The sequence below is a fragment of the Rhodococcus sp. 008 genome, from assembly GCF_001682295.1.
Classification (GTDB): Bacteria; Actinomycetota; Actinomycetes; order Mycobacteriales; family Mycobacteriaceae; genus Rhodococcus_F; species Rhodococcus_F qingshengii.
The window spans coordinates 1,227,235-1,246,262 of the sequence record NZ_CP012749.1 but is presented as its reverse complement, the minus strand read 5'-3'; the positions used below and the strand labels follow the sequence as shown (position 1 = coordinate 1,246,262).

The 19,028-nt window shown below is 60.1% G+C and carries 20 protein-coding genes; 15 read left to right on the top strand and 5 right to left on the bottom strand.

The genetic code is table 11. From position 1 onward, the window contains the following. Positions 1 to 15: 15 nt before the first annotated feature. On the bottom strand, positions 16 to 531 hold the full coding sequence (locus AOT96_RS05855; RefSeq protein ID WP_050656844.1) for an OsmC family protein: 516 nt from the start codon (positions 529 to 531) through the stop codon (positions 16 to 18). Between the two features lie 241 nt (positions 532 to 772). Beyond that, positions 773 to 1,534: an enoyl-CoA hydratase-related protein gene (locus AOT96_RS05850; protein ID WP_003940058.1), complete on the bottom strand. Its 762-nt coding sequence runs from the start codon at positions 1,532 to 1,534 to the stop codon at positions 773 to 775. Between the two features lie 117 nt (positions 1,535 to 1,651). Here AOT96_RS05850 and AOT96_RS05845 point away from each other — a divergent pair, with 117 nt between their 5' ends. Continuing rightward, positions 1,652 to 2,245, top strand: coding sequence for a TetR/AcrR family transcriptional regulator (locus AOT96_RS05845; RefSeq protein ID WP_003940428.1), 594 nt, complete (start codon positions 1,652 to 1,654; stop codon positions 2,243 to 2,245). Here the strand turns inward: AOT96_RS05845 and AOT96_RS05840 are convergent, their stop codons facing one another. Next, positions 2,246 to 2,848 (bottom strand): TetR/AcrR family transcriptional regulator, encoded by a 603-nt coding sequence (locus tag AOT96_RS05840; RefSeq protein WP_042448650.1) that lies wholly within the window; start codon positions 2,846 to 2,848, stop codon positions 2,246 to 2,248. A gap of 343 nt (positions 2,849 to 3,191) precedes the next feature. Here AOT96_RS05840 and AOT96_RS05835 point away from each other — a divergent pair, with 343 nt between their 5' ends. The 14 genes from AOT96_RS05835 (at position 3,192) to AOT96_RS05770 (ending at position 16,566) form a co-directional block, all read left to right on the top strand. Next, positions 3,192 to 3,995: an SDR family NAD(P)-dependent oxidoreductase gene (locus tag AOT96_RS05835; RefSeq protein ID WP_007732778.1), complete on the top strand. Its 804-nt coding sequence runs from the start codon at positions 3,192 to 3,194 to the stop codon at positions 3,993 to 3,995. 55 nt (positions 3,996 to 4,050) lie between these two features. Further along, positions 4,051 to 5,172, top strand: a complete 1,122-nt coding sequence (locus AOT96_RS05830; protein ID WP_003940189.1) for a DUF5938 domain-containing protein — start codon at positions 4,051 to 4,053, stop codon at positions 5,170 to 5,172. Between the two features lie 73 nt (positions 5,173 to 5,245). After that, on the top strand, positions 5,246 to 6,766 hold the full coding sequence (locus AOT96_RS05825) for an AMP-binding protein (RefSeq protein ID WP_065351429.1): 1,521 nt from the start codon (positions 5,246 to 5,248) through the stop codon (positions 6,764 to 6,766). Positions 6,767 to 6,971: 205 nt separating this feature from the next. Beyond that, positions 6,972 to 8,351 carry an MFS transporter gene (locus tag AOT96_RS05820; protein WP_007732774.1) on the top strand — a complete coding sequence of 460 codons (1,380 nt, stop codon included), beginning with the start codon at positions 6,972 to 6,974 and terminating at the stop codon, positions 8,349 to 8,351. Positions 8,352 to 8,488: 137 nt separating this feature from the next. Beyond that, positions 8,489 to 9,031, top strand: coding sequence for a VOC family protein (locus AOT96_RS05815; RefSeq protein WP_042448493.1), 543 nt, complete (start codon positions 8,489 to 8,491; stop codon positions 9,029 to 9,031). 2 nt (positions 9,032 to 9,033) lie between these two features. After that, positions 9,034 to 9,798, top strand: coding sequence for an SDR family NAD(P)-dependent oxidoreductase (locus AOT96_RS05810; RefSeq protein ID WP_042448491.1), 765 nt, complete (start codon positions 9,034 to 9,036; stop codon positions 9,796 to 9,798). Then, the gene (locus tag AOT96_RS05805) at positions 9,788 to 10,708 is read left to right on the top strand and encodes a 3-keto-5-aminohexanoate cleavage protein (RefSeq protein ID WP_042448488.1); all 921 of its coding nucleotides are present in this window, start codon (positions 9,788 to 9,790) and stop codon (positions 10,706 to 10,708) included. Before AOT96_RS05810 ends, AOT96_RS05805 begins: the two co-directional genes overlap by 11 nt. Positions 10,709 to 10,766: 58 nt before the next feature. Beyond that, positions 10,767 to 11,123 (top strand): hypothetical protein, encoded by a 357-nt coding sequence (locus AOT96_RS05800; protein ID WP_007732768.1) that lies wholly within the window; start codon positions 10,767 to 10,769, stop codon positions 11,121 to 11,123. Beyond that, on the top strand, positions 11,123 to 11,557 hold the full coding sequence (locus tag AOT96_RS05795; RefSeq protein WP_042448482.1) for a hypothetical protein: 435 nt from the start codon (positions 11,123 to 11,125) through the stop codon (positions 11,555 to 11,557). The genes AOT96_RS05800 and AOT96_RS05795 overlap by 1 nt, the downstream gene beginning before the upstream one ends. Continuing rightward, positions 11,554 to 12,549, top strand: coding sequence for a dihydroxyacetone kinase subunit DhaK (locus AOT96_RS05790; protein ID WP_042448479.1), 996 nt, complete (start codon positions 11,554 to 11,556; stop codon positions 12,547 to 12,549). Before AOT96_RS05795 ends, AOT96_RS05790 begins: the two co-directional genes overlap by 4 nt. Before the next feature lie 29 nt (positions 12,550 to 12,578). Next, a complete protein-coding gene (gene dhaL / locus AOT96_RS05785; RefSeq protein ID WP_197523627.1) occupies positions 12,579 to 13,211 on the top strand; it encodes a dihydroxyacetone kinase subunit DhaL in 633 nt (210 codons plus the stop codon). After that, the gene (locus tag AOT96_RS05780; protein WP_042448476.1) at positions 13,208 to 14,101 is read left to right on the top strand and encodes a 3-keto-5-aminohexanoate cleavage protein; all 894 of its coding nucleotides are present in this window, start codon (positions 13,208 to 13,210) and stop codon (positions 14,099 to 14,101) included. Before dhaL ends, AOT96_RS05780 begins: the two co-directional genes overlap by 4 nt. Further along, positions 14,094 to 15,824, top strand: a complete 1,731-nt coding sequence (locus tag AOT96_RS05775) for an IlvD/Edd family dehydratase (protein ID WP_042448473.1) — start codon at positions 14,094 to 14,096, stop codon at positions 15,822 to 15,824. The genes AOT96_RS05780 and AOT96_RS05775 overlap by 8 nt, the downstream gene beginning before the upstream one ends. Before the next feature lie 55 nt (positions 15,825 to 15,879). Beyond that, positions 15,880 to 16,566, top strand: a complete 687-nt coding sequence (locus AOT96_RS05770) for an SDR family oxidoreductase (RefSeq protein ID WP_416309283.1) — start codon at positions 15,880 to 15,882, stop codon at positions 16,564 to 16,566. A 5-nt stretch (positions 16,567 to 16,571) separates the two neighbouring features. Here the strand turns inward: AOT96_RS05770 and AOT96_RS05765 are convergent, their stop codons facing one another. Together AOT96_RS05765 and AOT96_RS05760 are read right to left on the bottom strand one after the other, a co-directional pair. Continuing rightward, positions 16,572 to 17,357 carry an IclR family transcriptional regulator gene (locus AOT96_RS05765; protein WP_042448469.1) on the bottom strand — a complete coding sequence of 262 codons (786 nt, stop codon included), beginning with the start codon at positions 17,355 to 17,357 and terminating at the stop codon, positions 16,572 to 16,574. 92 nt (positions 17,358 to 17,449) lie between these two features. Then, positions 17,450 to 19,006 carry an alpha/beta hydrolase gene (locus AOT96_RS05760; protein WP_064688120.1) on the bottom strand — a complete coding sequence of 519 codons (1,557 nt, stop codon included), beginning with the start codon at positions 19,004 to 19,006 and terminating at the stop codon, positions 17,450 to 17,452. Between the last annotated feature and the right edge of the window lie 22 nt (positions 19,007 to 19,028).

Below are 19,028 nucleotides of genomic sequence, written 5' to 3'. Positions count from 1 at the left end.
GTGGGTTAGTGCGGGTCAGGCGGTTTCGACGACTGTATGCACTGGGACGGGATTGCGGGTGAGATCGAGTACGGGGCAGTGGGCGTCGACCGTTTCCTGCAGTTCCAGGTAGCGCTCGCGGGGTTCGGGGCCGGTCAGGGTGACGACCACGCGGACCTCGGAGAATCCCGGGCGAACGGCGTCGTCGAAGCCGAAGAATCCACGAACGTCGAGGTCACCTTCGGCCCTGGCCGAGATGTCGTCGAGAGCGATACCGAGTTTGTCCGCCCAGACGCGGTAGGTGACCACCTGGCAGGAGAGCAGGGAAGCAAGGTAGTACTCGACAGGATTGGCTGCGGTGTTCTCGCCGCCGAGGGCCGGTGGCTCGTCGACCTCGACGCTGTACTTACCGAGAGAAATGGTGCTGGCAACGGCGTCGTGCGCCTGGGCGGAAGCCTTGAATACGACGTGTGCTTTGCTCGCGTCTTTGTCGATGGCGTCGGCGTTGGCTGCTACGACGGAACTCAGGTGTGAGATGGAGGCGGTGGTCATGACAGAAATGTCCCCTGATCTGGGTGTACATACGAGTATCGACGTGAGCGGCGCTCACGTCGTAGGTCCGATCAGTAGATCGGACACCCGGATGTACAGACATGCGCAAAGTCGACATGGCGCCGCCGCGTCAGCAGCGTGCCCGTCTCGTATGCGCCGATTCCCGTCACAGGAGAGACTGTAACCGGTTCATACCCTTTCCGACCAGACGTATAGGAAATCTGTCTCGGATTGTGGTCTGTCATGCGGGCGGCAGTCCGCTCCATCGGGGTGTCCGACGAGTGGCGAAAGCGTCGAGTCCTTCGGCGATGTCCGGAGAGCGCAACACTGCGTCCTTGGCGTCGTCGGTGACCTTCCATCCGTCGGCGTCGGCGTCGGCGTAGAGAGCCTCGATGGCCTTCAGACTCAGACTCACGGAAGTGGGGGAGGACTCGCAGATCTCCGCTGCCATCACCAGTGCCTCGTCGAGTGCCTTACCAGGGGCAGTGACTGCATTGACGACGCCGAGGTCCTTTGCCCGTTCGGGATCGAGTGTGCGGCCGGTGATCAAGAGTTCACGGGCGACGTTGATCGGAAGCGCGCGAGGAGCCCGAAAGAGTGCGCCGGACGTCGCAACCAGACCGCGTTTGGTTTCGGGAAGGCCGAATTGCGCTGTGGCAGAGGCGACGATCAGATCGCAGGCCAGTGCGATTTCGAAACCGCCACCAAGCGCGTAGCCCTCGACTGCAGCGATCAGGGGCTTGTTCCGCCGGCGCCGAATGACGCCGTACTCACCGCCGCGAGGCATGCGAAGGTCGGCCCGCTCTCGGATATCGGTTCCGGCGCAAAAGATGTTGGGGGTTCCGGTGATGATGCCGACCCACAGATCAGGGTCGTCGTCGAGAAGATTCAGCGCGGCTTCGATTCCCTCGGCAGTCTCACGGTTGATCGCGTTACGGCGTTCTTCGCGTTCGATCCTGACGATGAGAACGCGGTCATGGCGTTCGGTGGAAACAGTCGACATAATTGGACTGTAGTCCACCTATCGGAGGCGGAGGTGCGTCACCTGACGGGACGGACATTGGACACATTCCGGACTGTGGCGAAGACTGTGTTCTGAGGCGGAGAAGGGCAGGTCGACGTGATTTCCAAACGAGAACAGAACAAGCGCGACACCAACGACAGGTTGCTCTCGGCTGCTCGAATTCTGTTCTCGGCGCAGGGTTTCGCCAGCACGACCGTCGACGACATCGCCGAGCGAGCCGAGGTGTCGCGAGCCACCTTCTTCAATTACTTCCAGGGCAAGGACTCGGTTCTCGAGGCGTTGCACAGTGATCATCTCGATCAGCTTGCGGCACTGGTGGATCAGCTCATGGAATCGCCGATGCCGACTTCTGATCGGATCTCCCGGATTTTTCAGGACTTTGCGCAGCAAGCGATCATGCACCCGCGCTATCTGCGCATGGTGACTGCAGAACTCGAGCGCGACTTCGCCTCCTCCGGAGCGGGGGCGGCCCACGATCATCGGTTCCACGTGGAACTTCTGCGGATCGTCACTGCCGGTATCGAAGCCGGCGAAGTGAGATCGGACTACCCGCCGCTCTTTCTCGCACAGATGATCGGTGGTACGTACGGAGCGTTGGTCCGCTTCTGGCGGCAAGACGCCGATTACGACGTGGTCGGAGAATTCGATCGCGGAGCCAGGTACGTCGCGGAAGGCATCGCTGCTCGCTGATCAGGGAGTGGGCACTACCAGAGGCAGCATCTGCTGGACGCTCTCCGAAAGATAGTTTGCGGCAGTCTGATCGCCGGACAGATGGCGCAGCAGGCTCTGCTGGAACAGGCCGTCGAAGATTGCGTACATCGCCGCCGAGGTGACCGATGCCTCTACGTCGAGAAGCTCGGCGTAGCGAGAAACGATGCGCCAGATCATGTTTTCGAGACTCTCATCGATCGCGGCGACGTCGGCTCGGAACGACTCCTCGAACATCGACTGCGCGCGCAGGTCGTACCAGAGGCGGTGCATCGTGGGTTCTTCGATCATGGTCTCGGCGAGCAGTGCGCCGAAACCGGTTTTCAGTTCCTCCGGTGTCTTCGCGGTGGCGACGATGCCGTCGTAGCGGGTGACGCAGCGTGCCTTGTAGTGGCGCACGCAGTGGGTGATGAGATCGACCTTGTCGCTGAAGTAGTAGTGCAGGACGCCGTGGGAGAACTCCGAATTCTGGGCGATTTCGCGCAGGCTCGTGCGTGCGTAGCCCAATTCGGCCAGGGTTTGCAGTGCGGCCTCGGCGAGTTGATCACGTCGCTCGGAGAATTTGTCGACCTGGCGACGCGACACCTTGTCTGCGTTGGACCGCTTGGCGGAGTCGGACCGCTTCGAGGAGTCGGACTGCTGGCCCGGTGAGCTAGGTGCAGCCTTTTTCCCTGCCTCACTAGGCTTCTCGACTGTCGTGGTCACGATGGCACGTCCTGTTCCCTGCGGTTTCCACAGCGGCACGATCACCGCGTCCGAATCAGTGTAACCCCTGGCCTTTGACGAGCGTGTAACAAAATCTTGACAGTCGTCAAGATTTCTCTTGACACTCGTCCAAAGTTGAATACTCTGTGACTCACACCACTTGGCAGCGTCGCTGTGAACGGTGGCATCGCGAGAGTCGTTTCAGTCATGGAGGCAGTCGAAAATGAGCGTGTTTGATCTCGAGGGACGAAAAGCACTGGTCACAGGTGGTGCCAAGGGGCTCGGAGCCGGAATGGCTGAGGCGTTGGCGAAGGCGGGGGCGTCAGTGATGATCGGCGACGTTCTCGAAGACGAGGGTCGTGCCACCGCAGAGGCTGTTGGTTCGGGCGGAGTCAAAACCGGCTTCGTAAAGCTGGACGTCACCGACGACGCCAACTGGGAAGAGGCAGTCGCCGCCACCGCGGAGACTCTCGGCGGCTTCGACATCCTCGTCAACAACGCAGGCATCGAGATTTCCTCGCTGGTGGTCGACCTCGATCCGAACGACATCCGCCGTATGTGTGAGGTCAACATCCTCGGAACAGCGCTCGGAACCAAACACGGACTGCGCAGCATGCGTCCGGGTGGCGTAGCCGGAACCGGCGGTTCCGTCATCAACATCTCTTCAGTGGCCGCAACCATTCCGTTTCCCGGGATCAGTGGATACTCCGCGACCAAGTCCGCGGTCGATCGCTTCACCAGAGTTGCCGCCGCCGAGTCGGGCAAGCTCGGCTACGGAGTCCGCGTCAACTGCATCTACCCGGGTCTTGTCGCCACGGAGATGGGTCTCGGACTCGCGGCGGACATGGAGAAGCTCGGTCTCTGGCCCAGCGCCGAAGCAGCAGTCGGAGACGTCATCGGCCTCACCCCGCTCGGCCGCCTCGGTGAAGTGAACGACATGGCTGACGCCGTTGTGTTCTTGTCCTCCGACGCCGCGCGATTCATCACCGGAATCGGCCTACCGGTCGACGGTGGCATGGGCATGTAACTCGCCCTTCATTCGTACGTACACCCTTCTCACGTCTTCGAAAGGTTCCACGAACATGTCCGAAAAGAAGCCCGTCATCGTTTACGGCGTCTCCGGGTACACCGGCCGTCTGGTGTGTGAATACCTGCGCGAGTTCAACATCCCGTTCATCGCAGCCGGCCGCGACGCCGCTCGCATCCAAGAGGTCCTCGATAAGATCCCCGGATTAGACACCGTCGATCACGAGGTCGTCGAGGTCGAGCACACCGTCGAGGCGCTCACCGAACTGTTCACCGGTGCACAGGTTGTCAGTAATATGGTCGGCCCGTTCATCAAGCTCGGCGGCACCGTCGTCGAGGCCGCGTTGAATGCCGGTTGCCACTACATGGACACAACCGGTGAGCAGGACTGGGTACTCGACGTCCAGGAGAAGTTCAGCGACAAGTACCAGGAGAAGGGCCTGCTTCTCTCGCCCGGTATCGCGCAGATGTACACCACCGGTGAGATCGCGGCCAATATCGCACTGGAAACGCCGGGCCTCGATACGCTCGACATCCTCGTGCTGTGGAAGGGATTTCCCACCTACGCGTCCACTCAGACGATCTTCACCATCCTCAAGGCGAACTGGTACTACCTCGAGCAGAACAAGTACGTGCAGTGGGCGCCCGGCCAGACTTTCGACGTCGTCGTTCCGGGCCAGCACGAAACTGCGCTTGCATTGCCGTGGGGCGGAACATGCCACCCGGTGTGGTTCAAGAACGATCCGCGAGTTTCCAACGTCAAGGCTGCGGGCGGAGTGTTCGACCGCACCGTGATGGAAGGCGTTGTCGCGACGCAGAAGATCGTGGAGGAGCAGATCAAGACCCTGCCCGCCGACGAGCAGGAAGCCGCCTTGGCCGAGATCGCCGGATCGGTTCAGGCCGGTATGCCCCCTCGTGAAAATCCGCGCATCAACACCTCACTCGACTCCGTCTACGCGTCGGGCCCGCTGGGTCGCTCGCACGTCGTGATCCACGGAAACTGCAACTACAAGCAGACGGGCCTCCTGCACGCCTATGCAGCGCATTCTCTGCTCCAGCAGGCGCCGAAGCGGACCGGGCTTGCCTCGGCTTGCCAGGCGTTCGGCCATCGCGAACTGCTCGGCGCGCTACGTAGTTTCGGGCTGGCTCTGGAGCCGGAAGTAACCATCAACGCCTAACTCGTCGCCCTCGTCATCATGTTCACGGCTCCCGGCGTGTAGCGCGCCGGGAGCCCCGCCCTGGAGGCTCCCCATGCGTTTGACCGACTATCTCGACAAGGGAGCCTCTCTTGGTTCCACCGCACCGTGTTTGACGATGGGGGAGCGCACTCTCTCCTACGGCGAGGTGCAACAGTTCAGCCGACGCTTCGCAGCTTCGCTCGCGGCTTCGGGCATCGCGCCGGGCGAAAAGGTCGCGATTCTGTCCGGCAATGATCCGATCTCGTTCTCGTGCGTATTCGGAATAAGCCGGGCCGGCGGCGTCTGGTGCCCGATCAACCCTCGCAACGAAGCTGCGGAAAACCGAGACCTGTTGGATTTGTTCGATTGTCGCGCTCTGTTCTTCCAGAAGTCCTATGCGCCGCTAGTCGACCAGATCAAGGATGCGCTTCCCCAGTTGGTGACGCTCGTCTGCATCGACGGCGAATGGGACTCGGCACAGTCCCTCGAAAGCTGGCTCGGGGAAGAAGAACTCGACGCCGCGGCGCCCGACGACGTCACCATGCTGGTCGGCACCGGTGGTACAACTGGACGGCCAAAGGGAGTGATGTTGACCGGGCACAACATCGAGACGATGACCGCAATCACTTTGATGAGTTATCCGTTCGAGGGGCGCCCGGTGTATCTGGCGCTGGCACCGTTGACTCACGCCGCCGGTGTTCTGTGCTTCCCGATCATGGCCCTCGGCGGCGAAGTAGTGATCATGCCGAAGCCCGACCTCGGGTACTTCCTCGCGAACATTCAGAAGCACAAGGTGACTCACACATTCCTGCCGCCGACGCTCATCTACATGCTGCTCGAGCACGAGGCCCTGTCGGCCACGGATCTCAGCTCGCTGCAATGCTTCTGGTACGGAGCGGCGCCGATCTCCCCGACCAGACTCGCGGAGGCGATCGACAAGATCGGCCCGGTCATGGCTCAGCTGTTCGGGCAGAGTGAAGCCCCCATGATGATCTCGACGATGTCACCGAAGGAGCACTTCGGCTCGGACGGCACTGTCGCAACGTCACGACTTTCGTCGGCGGGTCGACCGTCGCCGCTGGTGACCGTGGGGATCATGGACGACAAAGGCGCGCTGCTCGGACGTGGCGAGCGTGGTGAGGTGGTGATTCGCAGTTCGTTGGTGATGGCGGGTTATTACAAGAACCCCGACGCAACCGCGGAAGCGTCAGCCCACGGCTGGCATCACACCGGCGATATCGGGTACCTGGACGAGGACAATTTCCTGTTCATCGTCGACCGTGCGAAGGACATGATCATCACCGGCGGTTTCAACGTCTATTCGGTCGAGGTGGAGCAGGCACTCATGGCGTATCCGGGGATTCAGGACTGCGGAGTGATCGGGTTGCCGGACGACAAGTGGGGCGAACGCGTTGTGGCAGTGGTGCAACCGCACCTCGGCGCCGACATCGACGGCGCCGAGGTGATGGCTTTCGTGAAGGCTCGCATCGGAAGTGTGAAGACTCCGAAGCAAGTCATCGTCTGGGACGATCTACCTCGCTCCAAGGTCGGCAAAGTTCTCAAGAACGAGATCAAGAGCGAGCTGACTGGCTGAATACCCTCGGGACGCCTATGTTTCACCGCACGGAGTGCCTGTCGAAACCGACAGGCACTCCGCTTTCTTGTCACCCCGGCTGGTCGATTGCTCACGAATCGAGTACCGATCATCGGGAATCGTGTCTGTGAAGTTCGAATCGCGACCCGCATCGTCTCTGTGTCAGCCATCACAATGATGTGTTCGAATGAGTACGAGGTGAATCATGCGTCACGAAAGAACAGTCACCGAGCAACTTCCCCTTCCGGCCAGGACCGTCCGGAAGGTCATGCTCCGCTTCATGCCGGTCATCGGATTGGCATACATCGTCCTGTATCTCGACCGATTGAACATCGGCGTTGCAGCATTGACGATGAACAAAGAACTCGGAATATCGGCCTCGATGTTCGGGTTTGCGGCCGGAATCTATTTCTGGAGTTACACGATCTGCGAACCCCCGAGCAACTACATCCTCACAAAGGTCGGTGCGCGGCGCTGGATCACACGAATCATGATCACGTGGGGCGTGGTCACCATCGGAACCGCGTTCGTTCAGGGTGCCAGCGGATTGGTGGCAGCACGATTCCTGTTGGGTATTGCCGAAGCCGGCTTTTCGCCCGGCATGCTGTTCTTCGTCTCGAAGTGGTTCCCGAATCGGGATCGAGGCAAAGCAATGGCGTGGATCGTGACCTTCATCTGTATCTCCGGCCTGGGTACTCCGATCACCACACACCTGATGGCTATCGACGGCTTTCTCGGGCTTTCCGGATGGCGATGGGTTTTCATTCTCACCGGCGTCCCCGCTGTGGTCATGGCGTTTGTGATCTACAAGGTTCTGCGGGACAAGCCTTCGGAGGCGGAGTTCCTCTCCGAGGAAGAACGCGGTTGGCTCACCGATACGCTCGAGTCCGAGGCGCAAGAGCGCGAAGCGGTCGTCGGTAAGCACAGCTTCCTCCAGGGACTCGTGCACCCACGAGTACTGGTATTGATCTCCGTGTTCATTTGTTTCACCTTCAGCCTCAACGGTTTCCAGATTTGGATGCCGCAGATTTACGCGCAATTCGGGATGAGCACCAATCAGATCGGATGGGTTGCCGCACTACCTGCACTGATTGCGATCGGACCGATGATCTGGTGGACGCGCCATTCGGACCGCGCCGGAGAGCGCCCCGTGCACTTCGCCATCGCCGCATCGGTCGCAGCACTCGGATTTGCTATTGCTGCGCTGTTCTTCACCACACCGGTTGTCGCTATCTTCGGATTCTGCATCGCCGGGATCGGTCTCTACAGTTCGATGAGCATCTTCATCACCATGCCTTCGAGCTTCCTTACCGGCGCTGCCTTGGCGGCAGGTTTCGGTGTCATCAACGGAATGGGTAACCTCGGAGGCTATTTCGGTCCACAGGTCACCGGCTGGATCAAGGACGCGACCAACAGTTTCACACCGGCAATCGGGGTGTACTCCGCGGTGCTGGCGACGGCAGCATTGATCGTGCTGCTGCTCAAGGTGATCACCAGAAAGGCCGACAAGGCCAACGACCAACTGACACTGGATTACCGGGCGGAGCGCGACGCCGGAACCTTAGTTGCACCTGAACAGGCTTGAGCCGAGTCTCGGCCCCGGAAGATTCCCGATCAACGGGAATTCTTCATTCTTCAGGCGAGCATGCGCAGGACATCATCACTTATCAGGATCACAGTCGTCGACCGTGGTTTCGTCGGCAACGAACAAACGAGGACTTCGTGAGTAGATACTTCGGGCCTTTGCGCCAATTGGGTTTTGTGGTCAACGACATCGACAGCGCGCTGAAGCATTGGATCGACGTTGTCGGCGTTGGCCCCTTCTTCTTCGTGGAGGACCAACCGTTGAACGACTTCGTCTTCCGTGGCAAGTCGAGTGCGCCTCGATTCAGTGTGGCGCTCGCGCACAGCGGAAGCGCGCAGATCGAGCTGATTCAACAACACAACGATGAGCCGTCGGCATTTCGCGAGTTCGCCGATCGAGGGCTCGAAGGACTTCAACATGTTGCCTACTGGACAACGGATTTCGATCGATATGTGGAGGAATCCAAGAACCGAGGGCTCGTCGAATTGCAGAGTGGTAGATCCGGTAGTGGCGCACCGGATGAGCGATTCGTTTACTACGAGGACGGCCCGTATCCGGGAACAGTCATCGAAGTCTCGGAGGTCAGCGGAAGGAAGGGCGATCTGTTTCGCGCAGTCGAGGCTGCATCGAAGGAGTGGGACGGGTCGAATCCCATTCGCGACATGAGGAAGGTGCTGTAGTCGTGAGTAGGAAGGTAGCGATCGTCACTGGTGGCGCATCCGGGATCGGCCTGGCAACGTGCAAACGATTCGCCGACTTGGGTTGGCATGTCATCTCTGCCGACCTGTCGCATACATCCGGAGACACTGCGCCAGAACCAGATACACGGACGGTCGGCGTTCGAGTGGATGTCACCGATGAGGGAGACATCCGACGGCTTCGCGACGTCGCCGAAGAGCTGTTCGGTCGTGTCGACACGGTTGTGACCTCGGCGGGAACCGCGGACAACGCGCCGATCCGGCACACCACACCCGATCGATTCAGGCGAACCCTCGAGCTGAACCTCGTTTCCACGTTTGCGGTGGTCAGGGAGTTCGTGGATCTGCTCGCCGCAGATGGCGGCGGATCCGTGGTGACAATTGCCTCGGTTTCCGGCCTACGCGGCAGCGTAGACCGTGCTGCGTATTCCGCATCGAAAGGTGGCGTGGTCGCGTTGACCACACAACTCGCGATCGAGCTCGCCGGCGAGGGGATCCGAGTCAATTGTGTTGCACCGGGTTCGACGCGGACACCGCTTGCAAGTCGGGCCCAGAGCCCTGAAATGCAGAGCGCCATCTTGCAATCGATCCCGTTGAGCCGTTACGCGGAGCCGGCTGAGATTGCCGAAGTCGTGACCTTTGTCGCTGGTCCCGGCGCCGGTTTCGTGACGGGTCAGACGTGGACAGTCGACGGAGGTCAGTCGATGACAGCCGGTTGGAATCTTCCGAAGGAGCGACATGACTCTTGAGGCAACGTCCAGTACAACGGAGAAACCGGTAATCATCGGAGTGCACGTCAACGAGAACACCATGCGCGCACCCAATCCCCACATTCCGTGGACGCCCAGCGAAATAGCCGACACTGCCCTCGCTTGTGAGGGTGCGGGGGCGTCGTTGATGCATTTTCACGGTCGAGCCGTGGACGGCGGCGTGGATCACTCGGCGGCGACCTACGGAGAGATCGTCGAGCGGGTTCGGGCGGTATCGAATCTGCTGCTTGCGCCGTCGATGGCCAATGTTCCCGGCTACACGATAGACGAGCGGCTGTCGAATCTTGCCCCGAACCAAAGTGATCCGAAACGACGTTCGGACTTCTTGGTCGTCGACATGGGCTGTGCGGCGATGGACTTGATCGATGCGACGACAGGCTTGTTCGCAACCGATTCCAGGGTCTTCGTCAACGACACTCGAACACAGATCGAATTACTCTCGCGCGCTAGTGAATTGGGTCTGGTGCCGTATCAGACGTCATTCAACGTGAGTTGGACGCGCGCGATCTTCGCCCACGCAAGGGTGCGGAATCCGTCGTCACCATTGGTGATCGCTTTCATTCTCGGTGGTGACGAGTTTCCGGCTGCACATCCGGCGACAGCAGCAGGGCTACGTGCGCAACTGGACCTCCTGCCGGCTGATCTTTCAGTGGAGTGGATCGTCTCGGCCTACCGAGGCAATGTTCTTGCAGCAGCGGAGGAGTCGATCAAGCGCGGGGGCCATGTAGCAATCGGTGCCGGTGACTACCACTACGAAGAACTGGGATACCCCTCCACACCTGATCTGGTCGCCGAAGTTGTTTCGATCGCTCGGCGGTACGGGCGTGAACCCGCAACTCCTGATCAGGCACGTCGAATTCTAGGGGTGGATGTCCATGCGAGTAGTTGAAACCGAAGGTGCCGAACCTACTTTGGTTCATTCCTCTAACGGAACGAGAGTGTGGATCATGGATTCGATTGCGTTTGCTTCCTCGGCTCAGGCCGGTGATGTGATCGTGACCGGATCACACGGAGGGACGAGTGCTGGAGAGTACGCCGTCGGGTTCGGGGTTCGTGTTGTGGTGTGCAATGACGCCGGCATAGGGAAGAACAAGGCCGGAATCGCAGGTTTGGCTGCGATCGACGCCCAGAAGATCGTCGGCATTGCAGTCGGACACGAGAGTTCGCGTATTGGAGATGGCAACGACGTGTGGGAGTGCGGCATCGTGACGTATGCCAATCCGACTGCAGTCGCAGCGGGTGTGCGTGTGGGCAGCCGCGTTTCCGAAGAAGTGCTGGCACTGATAGAGAGGAGCGTCGACTGATGTTTCGGAACATTGTCGGTGTGGAGAACGGTAGACAGATTGTCGTCATGGACAGTATGTCGCAGATCGAACGGTCGGACCGCGACCGCATCGTCGTTGCGGCATCCAACGGCGGTCAAGAGTCAGGGCGGATGGCGATTGCGACGGGCTGTGCGTTGGCGGTGCTGAACGATGCCGGAATCGGCAAGGACAACGCGGGGATCATCGGAATCGTCCGCATGGGAGATTCGGGACTTGCCGGCGTAGCGGTCAGTCACGACTCTGCCGAGATCAGCAATGGAATGGATATGTGGCACAACGGAACTGTTTCGTATGTCAACGAGCCTGCAGCGGAGGCTGGGATACGGGTCGGTGACAACGTTCGCACGTGTGTGAGTGCGTTTGCGGTTCGCTTCCCTGTCGGCCCAATGTCGGCGTCCGAGAGTTCGTCATGATCGGCCATGTGGTCAACCGGCCCGAGGATGTAGTCCGCGAAGCGCTCGAAGGACTTCAGATCCTGCACCCGGAAATGCTCTCCTACCACCGAGATCCGTTGTTTGTGACTCGCGCGGGTGTCGCCCGAGACAAAGTTGTGTTGGTCTCAGGTGGCGGGGCCGGGCATGAGCCGTTACACGCGGAGTTCGTCGGATCCGGCATGTTGGACGCCGCAGTTCCTGGGTCGGTCTTCGCCAGTCCCACAGCCTTTCAGATCCGCGCTGCGGTCAATGCTGTCGAGACCGGACGGGGTGCACTTCTCATCGTGAAGAACTACACCGGAGACAAACTGAATTTCTCGATCGCGGCCGAGTTACTCGGAACTGAGCGGCAAGTGGAGATCGTGATGGTCGACGACGACCTCGCGACGACGACTGCAGACGAGGGTGGACCTGGACGTCGTGGTACCGCTGCGGTAATTGCCGTGGAGAAGATTTGTGGGGCGGCCGCGGAACGGCACTGGGCGCTTTCCGAGATCGCTGACCTGGGGCGCCGGGTGGTGGCGGCGTCGGCGACGTTGGGTGCAGCTTTCCGCTCGTGCACGGCTCCCGGACAGGATCGTCCGTCCTTCGAACTGGCGCCGGGGGAGATGGAGTTCGGCATCGGAATCCATGGCGAGCGTGGACGTGAGACGCGTCCGACGGTTCCTGCCGCCGAACTCGTGGCGCAGTTGTCGGAGCCGATCCTCGATGCTGTCGGGGTTGAGCGCGGGGACGGTGTGATAGCGATAGTGAATGGGCTAGGGGCAACCCATGGACTCGAATTATCCATTGCCACTGCAGAATTAAAGTCTTTCCTCGAGGATGCCGGTATCGGTTTGGATCGTGTGATTGCAGGTTCTTTCGTCACTGCATTGGATATGCACGGGCTCTCTATCACCCTTCTCCGTTCGACCGAGGAGTTTCTGGATCTCTGGGATGCAACGGTACGCACTCCCGCACTCGCTTGGTAACTCGAATATGCACTACTGAAAAGAGTTTCATGATGACAATGTTGAGCGTCGGGGACACTCGGGCGTGGATCGATCGATTTGCCGATGCCGCCGAAGATCAATTCGATTCCCTCACAGATTTGGACCGGCTTGTCGGAGACGGCGATTTCGGAATGAATCTGCGGACGGGCCTGCGAAGTGCGGTGCAACGACTTCGTTCCGACCCGCCGACCAGTCCTGGTGAAGTGTTCGCCCGTACGTCGGATGCGTTTCTCGACATCGGTGGGACAAGCGGACCACTTCTCGGTCTGTGGTTCGGCCGGATCGGAGCAGTCTCTGGAGTTGAAGTGACCGCAACAGACTTGGCTTCTGCCCTGGGTACGGCGACAGCTGCGGTGCAGCGTCTCGGCAATGCCCAGGTGGGTCACAAGACCATGGTCGACGCCATGGTCCCCGCAACCAGCGCATTGACCGAGGCGGCAGTCAGCGGGGCAACCTTGTCCGCTGCCTTGAACTCTGCGGCCACGGCTGCGAGGCTCGGCGCCGAATCGACTCGCGCGATGCTCGCCCGCCGCGGACGCGCGACCTACGTGGGAGAACACGCCAGGGGCGTCGAGGACCCGGGGGCATCGGCGATTGCCATGTTCTTCGCCGCATCCAGCTACAGGAGCGTTCCGGCATGAGCGATCTGCGAGACAAGGTCATCGTCACAGTTGCCCCGACGGGTGGCTTCCTCACTGTTGCCGACAATCCGTTCATTCCGACTCAGCCTGAGCAGATTGCGGCGGATGTGGCACGCTGCCACAGCGCTGGAGCCAGCGTGGCAGCACTTCATGCTCGACGACCGGACGATCAAGCGACCTGTGATGCCGCAATCTATCGGCAGATGAATACGCTTGTCCGCCAAAGCTGCGACATCGTGATCAACAACTCGACCGGCGGCGGAGTCAACGGTGACATGGTGAGTGTTCGCAGTGACGGTGCGCGCATCGTGGACTGGGACGCGAGGCTCCAGGGCCTGCATGGCGGCGCAGACACATGCACGCTCGATGCCATCACGGCCTATGTGACCTCACCGGTCGGTGAGGTACTGATGGACACGCCGCCCAGTCGTGCCGCCGAACTGGCAGCGTCAATGCGCAAACTAGGAATCAAACCTGAGTGGGAGGCCTTCAGCCCGTCACATCTGCTCCAGGAGATACGTACGTTGACCGAAGGGCAGCCTGGCCCGCACCTCGTCAACCTTGTACTGGGACTTGATCGAACTTTTCAGAATGCGATGCCGTACTCCCCGCAGATCTTGCAGCAGATGGTGGAACACCTACCGGAGGAATCGGTCTTCTCCGTGAGCATCAGCGGGCCAGATCAACTGCGTGGTCTGACTCATGCACTCCTGCTCGGAGGGCACGTGCGTGTGGGAATCGAAGACTATCCGTTTCTCGCGAATGGAGAGCCGGCCGAGAACGTTCGTTTGGTGGAGAACATCATCGACATCGTCCAGCGACTCGGAATGCAGCCTGCAACACCTGGGGAGGCAAGGGCAATCCTTGGTTTGGAGGGTTCGGATGAGTAGAACACCGACGAGTAGAACACTTCGCTCGCAGGATTGGTTCGGAGGCAATGATCTCAATGCATTCATCCACCGCTCGTGGATGAAGAACCAGGGTATCCCTGATCGGATGTTCGACGGCCGACCGGTTATCGGTATCTGTAACACGTATTCCGAGCTCGCGCCGTGCAACGCTCACTTCAGAGATCTGGCCGAGCAGGTGCGACTGGGAGTCATCGAAGCAGGCGGATTTCCAGTTGAGTTTCCGGTGATGTCATTGGGTGAGACGATCATCCGCCCCACCACGATGCTCTATCGGAACCTCGTCAGCATGGATGTGGAGGAGTCGATTCGAGCCAATCCGATCGACGGCGTCGTACTGCTCTGCGGCTGCGACAAAACCACCCCGGCGCTGGTGATGGGCGCAGCCAGTTGTGACCTTCCCACCATTGTCGTATCCGGTGGGCCCATGTTGAACGGCCGCCATCAAGGTAAGACTGTCGGATCTGGAACCTCGGTGTTCGAGATGAGTGAAGCAGTGCGAGCCGGATGCATGAGTGAATGTGAGTTCAGAGCAGCGGAATCGGCTATGTCTCGATCGCCCGGTCACTGCAACACTATGGGCACCGCGTCGACGATGGCGTCGCTTGTCGAGACTTTGGGCCTCACGCTCCCCGGTAACGCTGCGATCCCGGCAGTGGATTCACGGCGACGTGTACTTGCACGCGACAGCGGCGTGAGAATCGTGGAGATGGTGGCCGAGAACCTGACGATGTCTTCGGTCGTCGACCGAAATTCATTCGAGAATGCGATCAAGGTGAACACGGCTATCGGTGGGTCCACCAACGCTGTGGTGCACTTGCTTGCCATCGCCGGGAGGCTGGAAATTCCCCTCGAGCTCAGCGATTTCGGGGAGCAGAGTCGTGACGTTCCCCTGCTGGTCAACCTCATGCCTTCGGGTACCTATTTGATGGAGGATTTCTTCTACGCAGGCGGACTGCCTGCGGTGATCGCCGAGCTCGGAGACATCCTCCATCTGGATGCCGCCACGGTTACCGGAAAGACTCTCGGTGAGAACAACTCCGGCGAAACAATTTGGGACGACGACGTAATTCGTAGCACGGCGGCACCGTTGCTGGAGCAAGCCGGCATAGCGGTATTGACCGGCAATCTCGCGCCGAACGGTGCAGTGATCAAGCCATCTGCGGCGTCGCCGGAGTTGCTCAGCCACGTGGGCCGTGCGGTCGTGTTTCACGGAATGGACGACTTCACGGCGCGCGTCGACTCGCCGGATCTCGACATCGAGGCCGACGACGTCATCGTCCTCACCGGCGCTGGACCGAAGGGGTTTCCGGGTATGCCAGAAGTAGGTAATCTGCCACTCCCTCGAAGGCTGCTCGAGCGGGGTGTACGAGACATGGTCAGGATCTCTGATGCGCGAATGAGCGGAACAGCCTTCGGCACAGTCGTTTTGCACGTTGCGCCCGAAGCGGATGCCGGTGGGCCTCTCGGCGCGGTCAGGGATGGTGATTTGATCGAGTTGGATGTTGCTCGTGGGGTCTTGCGTGTACTCGTCGACGACGACGAGCTGGCCAGGCGTCTCGAGGCGTTGCCGCCACGCGTACAAAAGAGTACGAGTGGGTATCAACGACTGTTCGTGGATCATGTGATGCAGGCCGACCGCGGAGTCGATTTCGATTTCCTGGTGGGCAGGCGTGGAACGGAGGTACACGGTGACAATCACTGAGCGTGTCGGCCGAGTCGTGGTCGTGACCGGTGCAGGGTCGGGACTCGGCCGCGCAATGGCCAGAGGTCTACTCGATGCAGGACACCACGTTGTATTGGCTGGTCGAAACAGCGTGAGCTTGGAAGCGACAGGTGGGGGTCACGAGCGCGCAGTGGTAATTCCCGCTGATGTGTCCTCGCCCGAATCGGTTCACCGGTTGTTCACATCCGTGACTGAGTGTTTCGGCAGACTCGATGTGCTTGTCAACAACGCAGGGACATTCGGGCCGTCGGGGAGTGTGGACGAGATCGATCCTGAAGCGTGGAACGCGACAGTCGCAGCCAATCTCACCGGCGTATTCCTTTGTGCGCGTGAAGCGATTCGTATCATGAAAACACAGGATCCGAGAGGAGGCCGGATCATCAACAACGGGTCGCTCTCCGCTCACACGCCCCGGCCCGACAGTGCCGCCTACACGGCGACCAAACACGGTGTGTCAGGTTTGACGAAGTCGATCTCTCTCGACGGCCGAGAGTTCGACATCTGTTGCAGTCAAATCGACATCGGCAATGCGGCAACTGACATGACAGCCGGAATCGGCCACTCGGCAAGACAAGCTGACGGCACCACCAGGCCCGAGCCGACATTCGATCCTCGTCATGTCGCGAACACCGTTGTGCAACTGATAGATCTACCACTCGACGTGAATGTCCCGACTCTGACGATCATGGCAAACCGGATGCCGTACGTCGGGCGCGGTTGACGGCATCAGCGTCGTTGTAGGACAGGGCGGACGACGGACTGGGCACTCGAGAGATCACGTGAGATGGCGATTGCCGTCGTCCGCACCGCCGCGTCGATACGGGTCAGATTTATTCGGCCTGCCATACCGGAAATGGAGATTGCGCCGAGGACGCCTTCGTCCGGGCCGAATATTGGTGCTGCGGCGCCGACGATCCGGGGAAATGCTTCCTGGCGGTCGAAGGCGACACCACGCTTGCGAACACGATCCAGTTCTCGGTGGAAGAGTTCGGGATCGGTGATGGTGTTCTCGGTGTGTGCTTCGAGGACAGTGGGCCTCGTGAAATCCCCAGAGTTGGTGAACGCCAATACTGCTTTGCCGGAACAACTTGCGTGTGCAGGCCACCGACCACCGATTTGCTGCGGAAGGCGTGGTCCGTCGTCGCCACGGAAGACATCAAGGTAAACCACGTCGAAACCGTCCAATACAGCGAGTCCCACGTTGTGTCCCGTTGCTTCACGCAAGGCCGAAAGGTGGCGCCGCGCTGCTTCGCGGAGGTTTCGCTGCCGTGGAACAGATTCGCCGATCTCGAACAGGAGGAGACCCAAGCGGTAGTTGGTTCCTTGCCGTTCGAGCAACCCGACTCGGACGAGATCGTCGACCATTCGATACACCGTTGTTTTGGCCATGCCTGTCCGTCGAACAAGCGCTGCTGCGCTGAGAACGCCTGAGCTGTCACGAAAAGTCTTCAGTATCTCGGTGGAACGACCAATTGCGGAAACCTCGCCATCGGCCCGATGAATGGGACTCACCGAACTATTCTGTCTGCCGGATGCGAGATTGTCGAGGGGCAATCGCGCATCAGATCACGCAGGTCTTCCGGTGATGGGATCGCCGGAAATCGTCACGACTCGCACACCACGTCTTCTGCCGGCAGTGAGCCGTCGAGCAGGTACGAGTTGACGGCGGCGTTCGCGCAAGTATTCGCGTAGCCGGGGAACACCGCATGAGTGCGGCCTGGAACTGTCACGAGCCGTGAGCCTTTCATCGCTTCATGCATGCCGAGGCCTTCGTCGTACGTCGTGCGGGTGTCACCGGTTGCCTGGATCTGCAAGGTCGGAACGTTGTTGTCGATGTCGATCCGCGTAGGGGCCTCACTGCGCCAGAACGCGCACGGCATGATCGTGTTGTGTGTGCCGGCAAAGATCGGCTGATCATCACGGTGCTCCTCCAACTTGTTGCGGTACCACTGGGGATCGCTCGGCATCGATACGTCTCCGCAGACGATGGCGATTGTCCCGGCATAGTCAGGACCGGTTCCCAGTTCGGTCTGGAACCATGCCTGCATCAATCCCGTCAGCTGGGGATGGATGTTCTCGACGGTCTTGCCTGCGGCGAGATCGCGCAACTGAACCAATACCTGTGCGAATGCCTCACTTTCCTTCTCGGTGTCGCCGGTTCCGTTGACGTACATCAGGAATGGAAGGACGTGATCGTCGACGGCATGGTCACCGATCTGTATCGGAGTGGTGGCCGCGTCCGAGATCAGCTTCTCGATGAGGGCGCGAACTTCGGCGGGCGTCGATCCGAGTGCATAGGTGGAGTTGTGTTCTGCTGCCCACTGCGAGAATCCGTCGATCGCTTTCTCGTTGGCCGGGCCCATGTCCTGGAACATCTCGTATCCGTATTTCTTCGGATCCGGTGCACTGTCGAGAACCACACGGTCGATCCTGTCCGGGAACATTTGAGCATAGGTTGCACCGAGGTATGTACCGTACGACCACCCGAAGTACGACGCCTTCTCCTGGTCGAGGGCGCCACGAATCACGTCGAGGTCTCGGGCGATGTTTTGAGTATTGATGTGCGGCAGATAGTCCGGGTACTTGTCCCAGCATGTGTCAGCGGCCTCGCGTGCGAGCGCAACACTCTCGTTCCATCCCTCGTCCGTGGTGCCCGGCGACCGCATCCATGTCATCTGTTCGACGCCGCAGTCGATCGGTGTGCTCTTGCCGAGTCCTCGGGTGTCCATGCCGATGACGTCGTATGCCGCTGCGACTTCCGGTGTCATGCCCGCATTCAGAATCTCGGGCAATCCCAGTCCTCGGCCACCCGGGCCACCAGGGTTGGTGAGCAGGATCCCTCGTCGCTGTGCGGGGTCGGTGGATGCGACCCGCGAGATCGCCACTTCGATCGTTTTGCCGTCAGGGACGGAATAGTCCAAAGGTACTGTGACCATGGCGCATTCACTTGCGGTCGACGTTCCGGTGTCTGTGGCGCATGGCCCCCACTCGAGATCCTGTTCGTAGAACGCGCTGAGATTCGATTGTGGATCTTCCTGCGGAGTAGCAGGATCCGAGCACGCCGCCAATGCAGGTACGGCGAGCGCGGCAGCGGCGATTGTGGTAGCCAGCCACCTTCGTGATCGAGGCATGCGTGATCTGGGCATGGTGAATCCAGTCATTGTCGTGTCCTTGCGTTGAGCC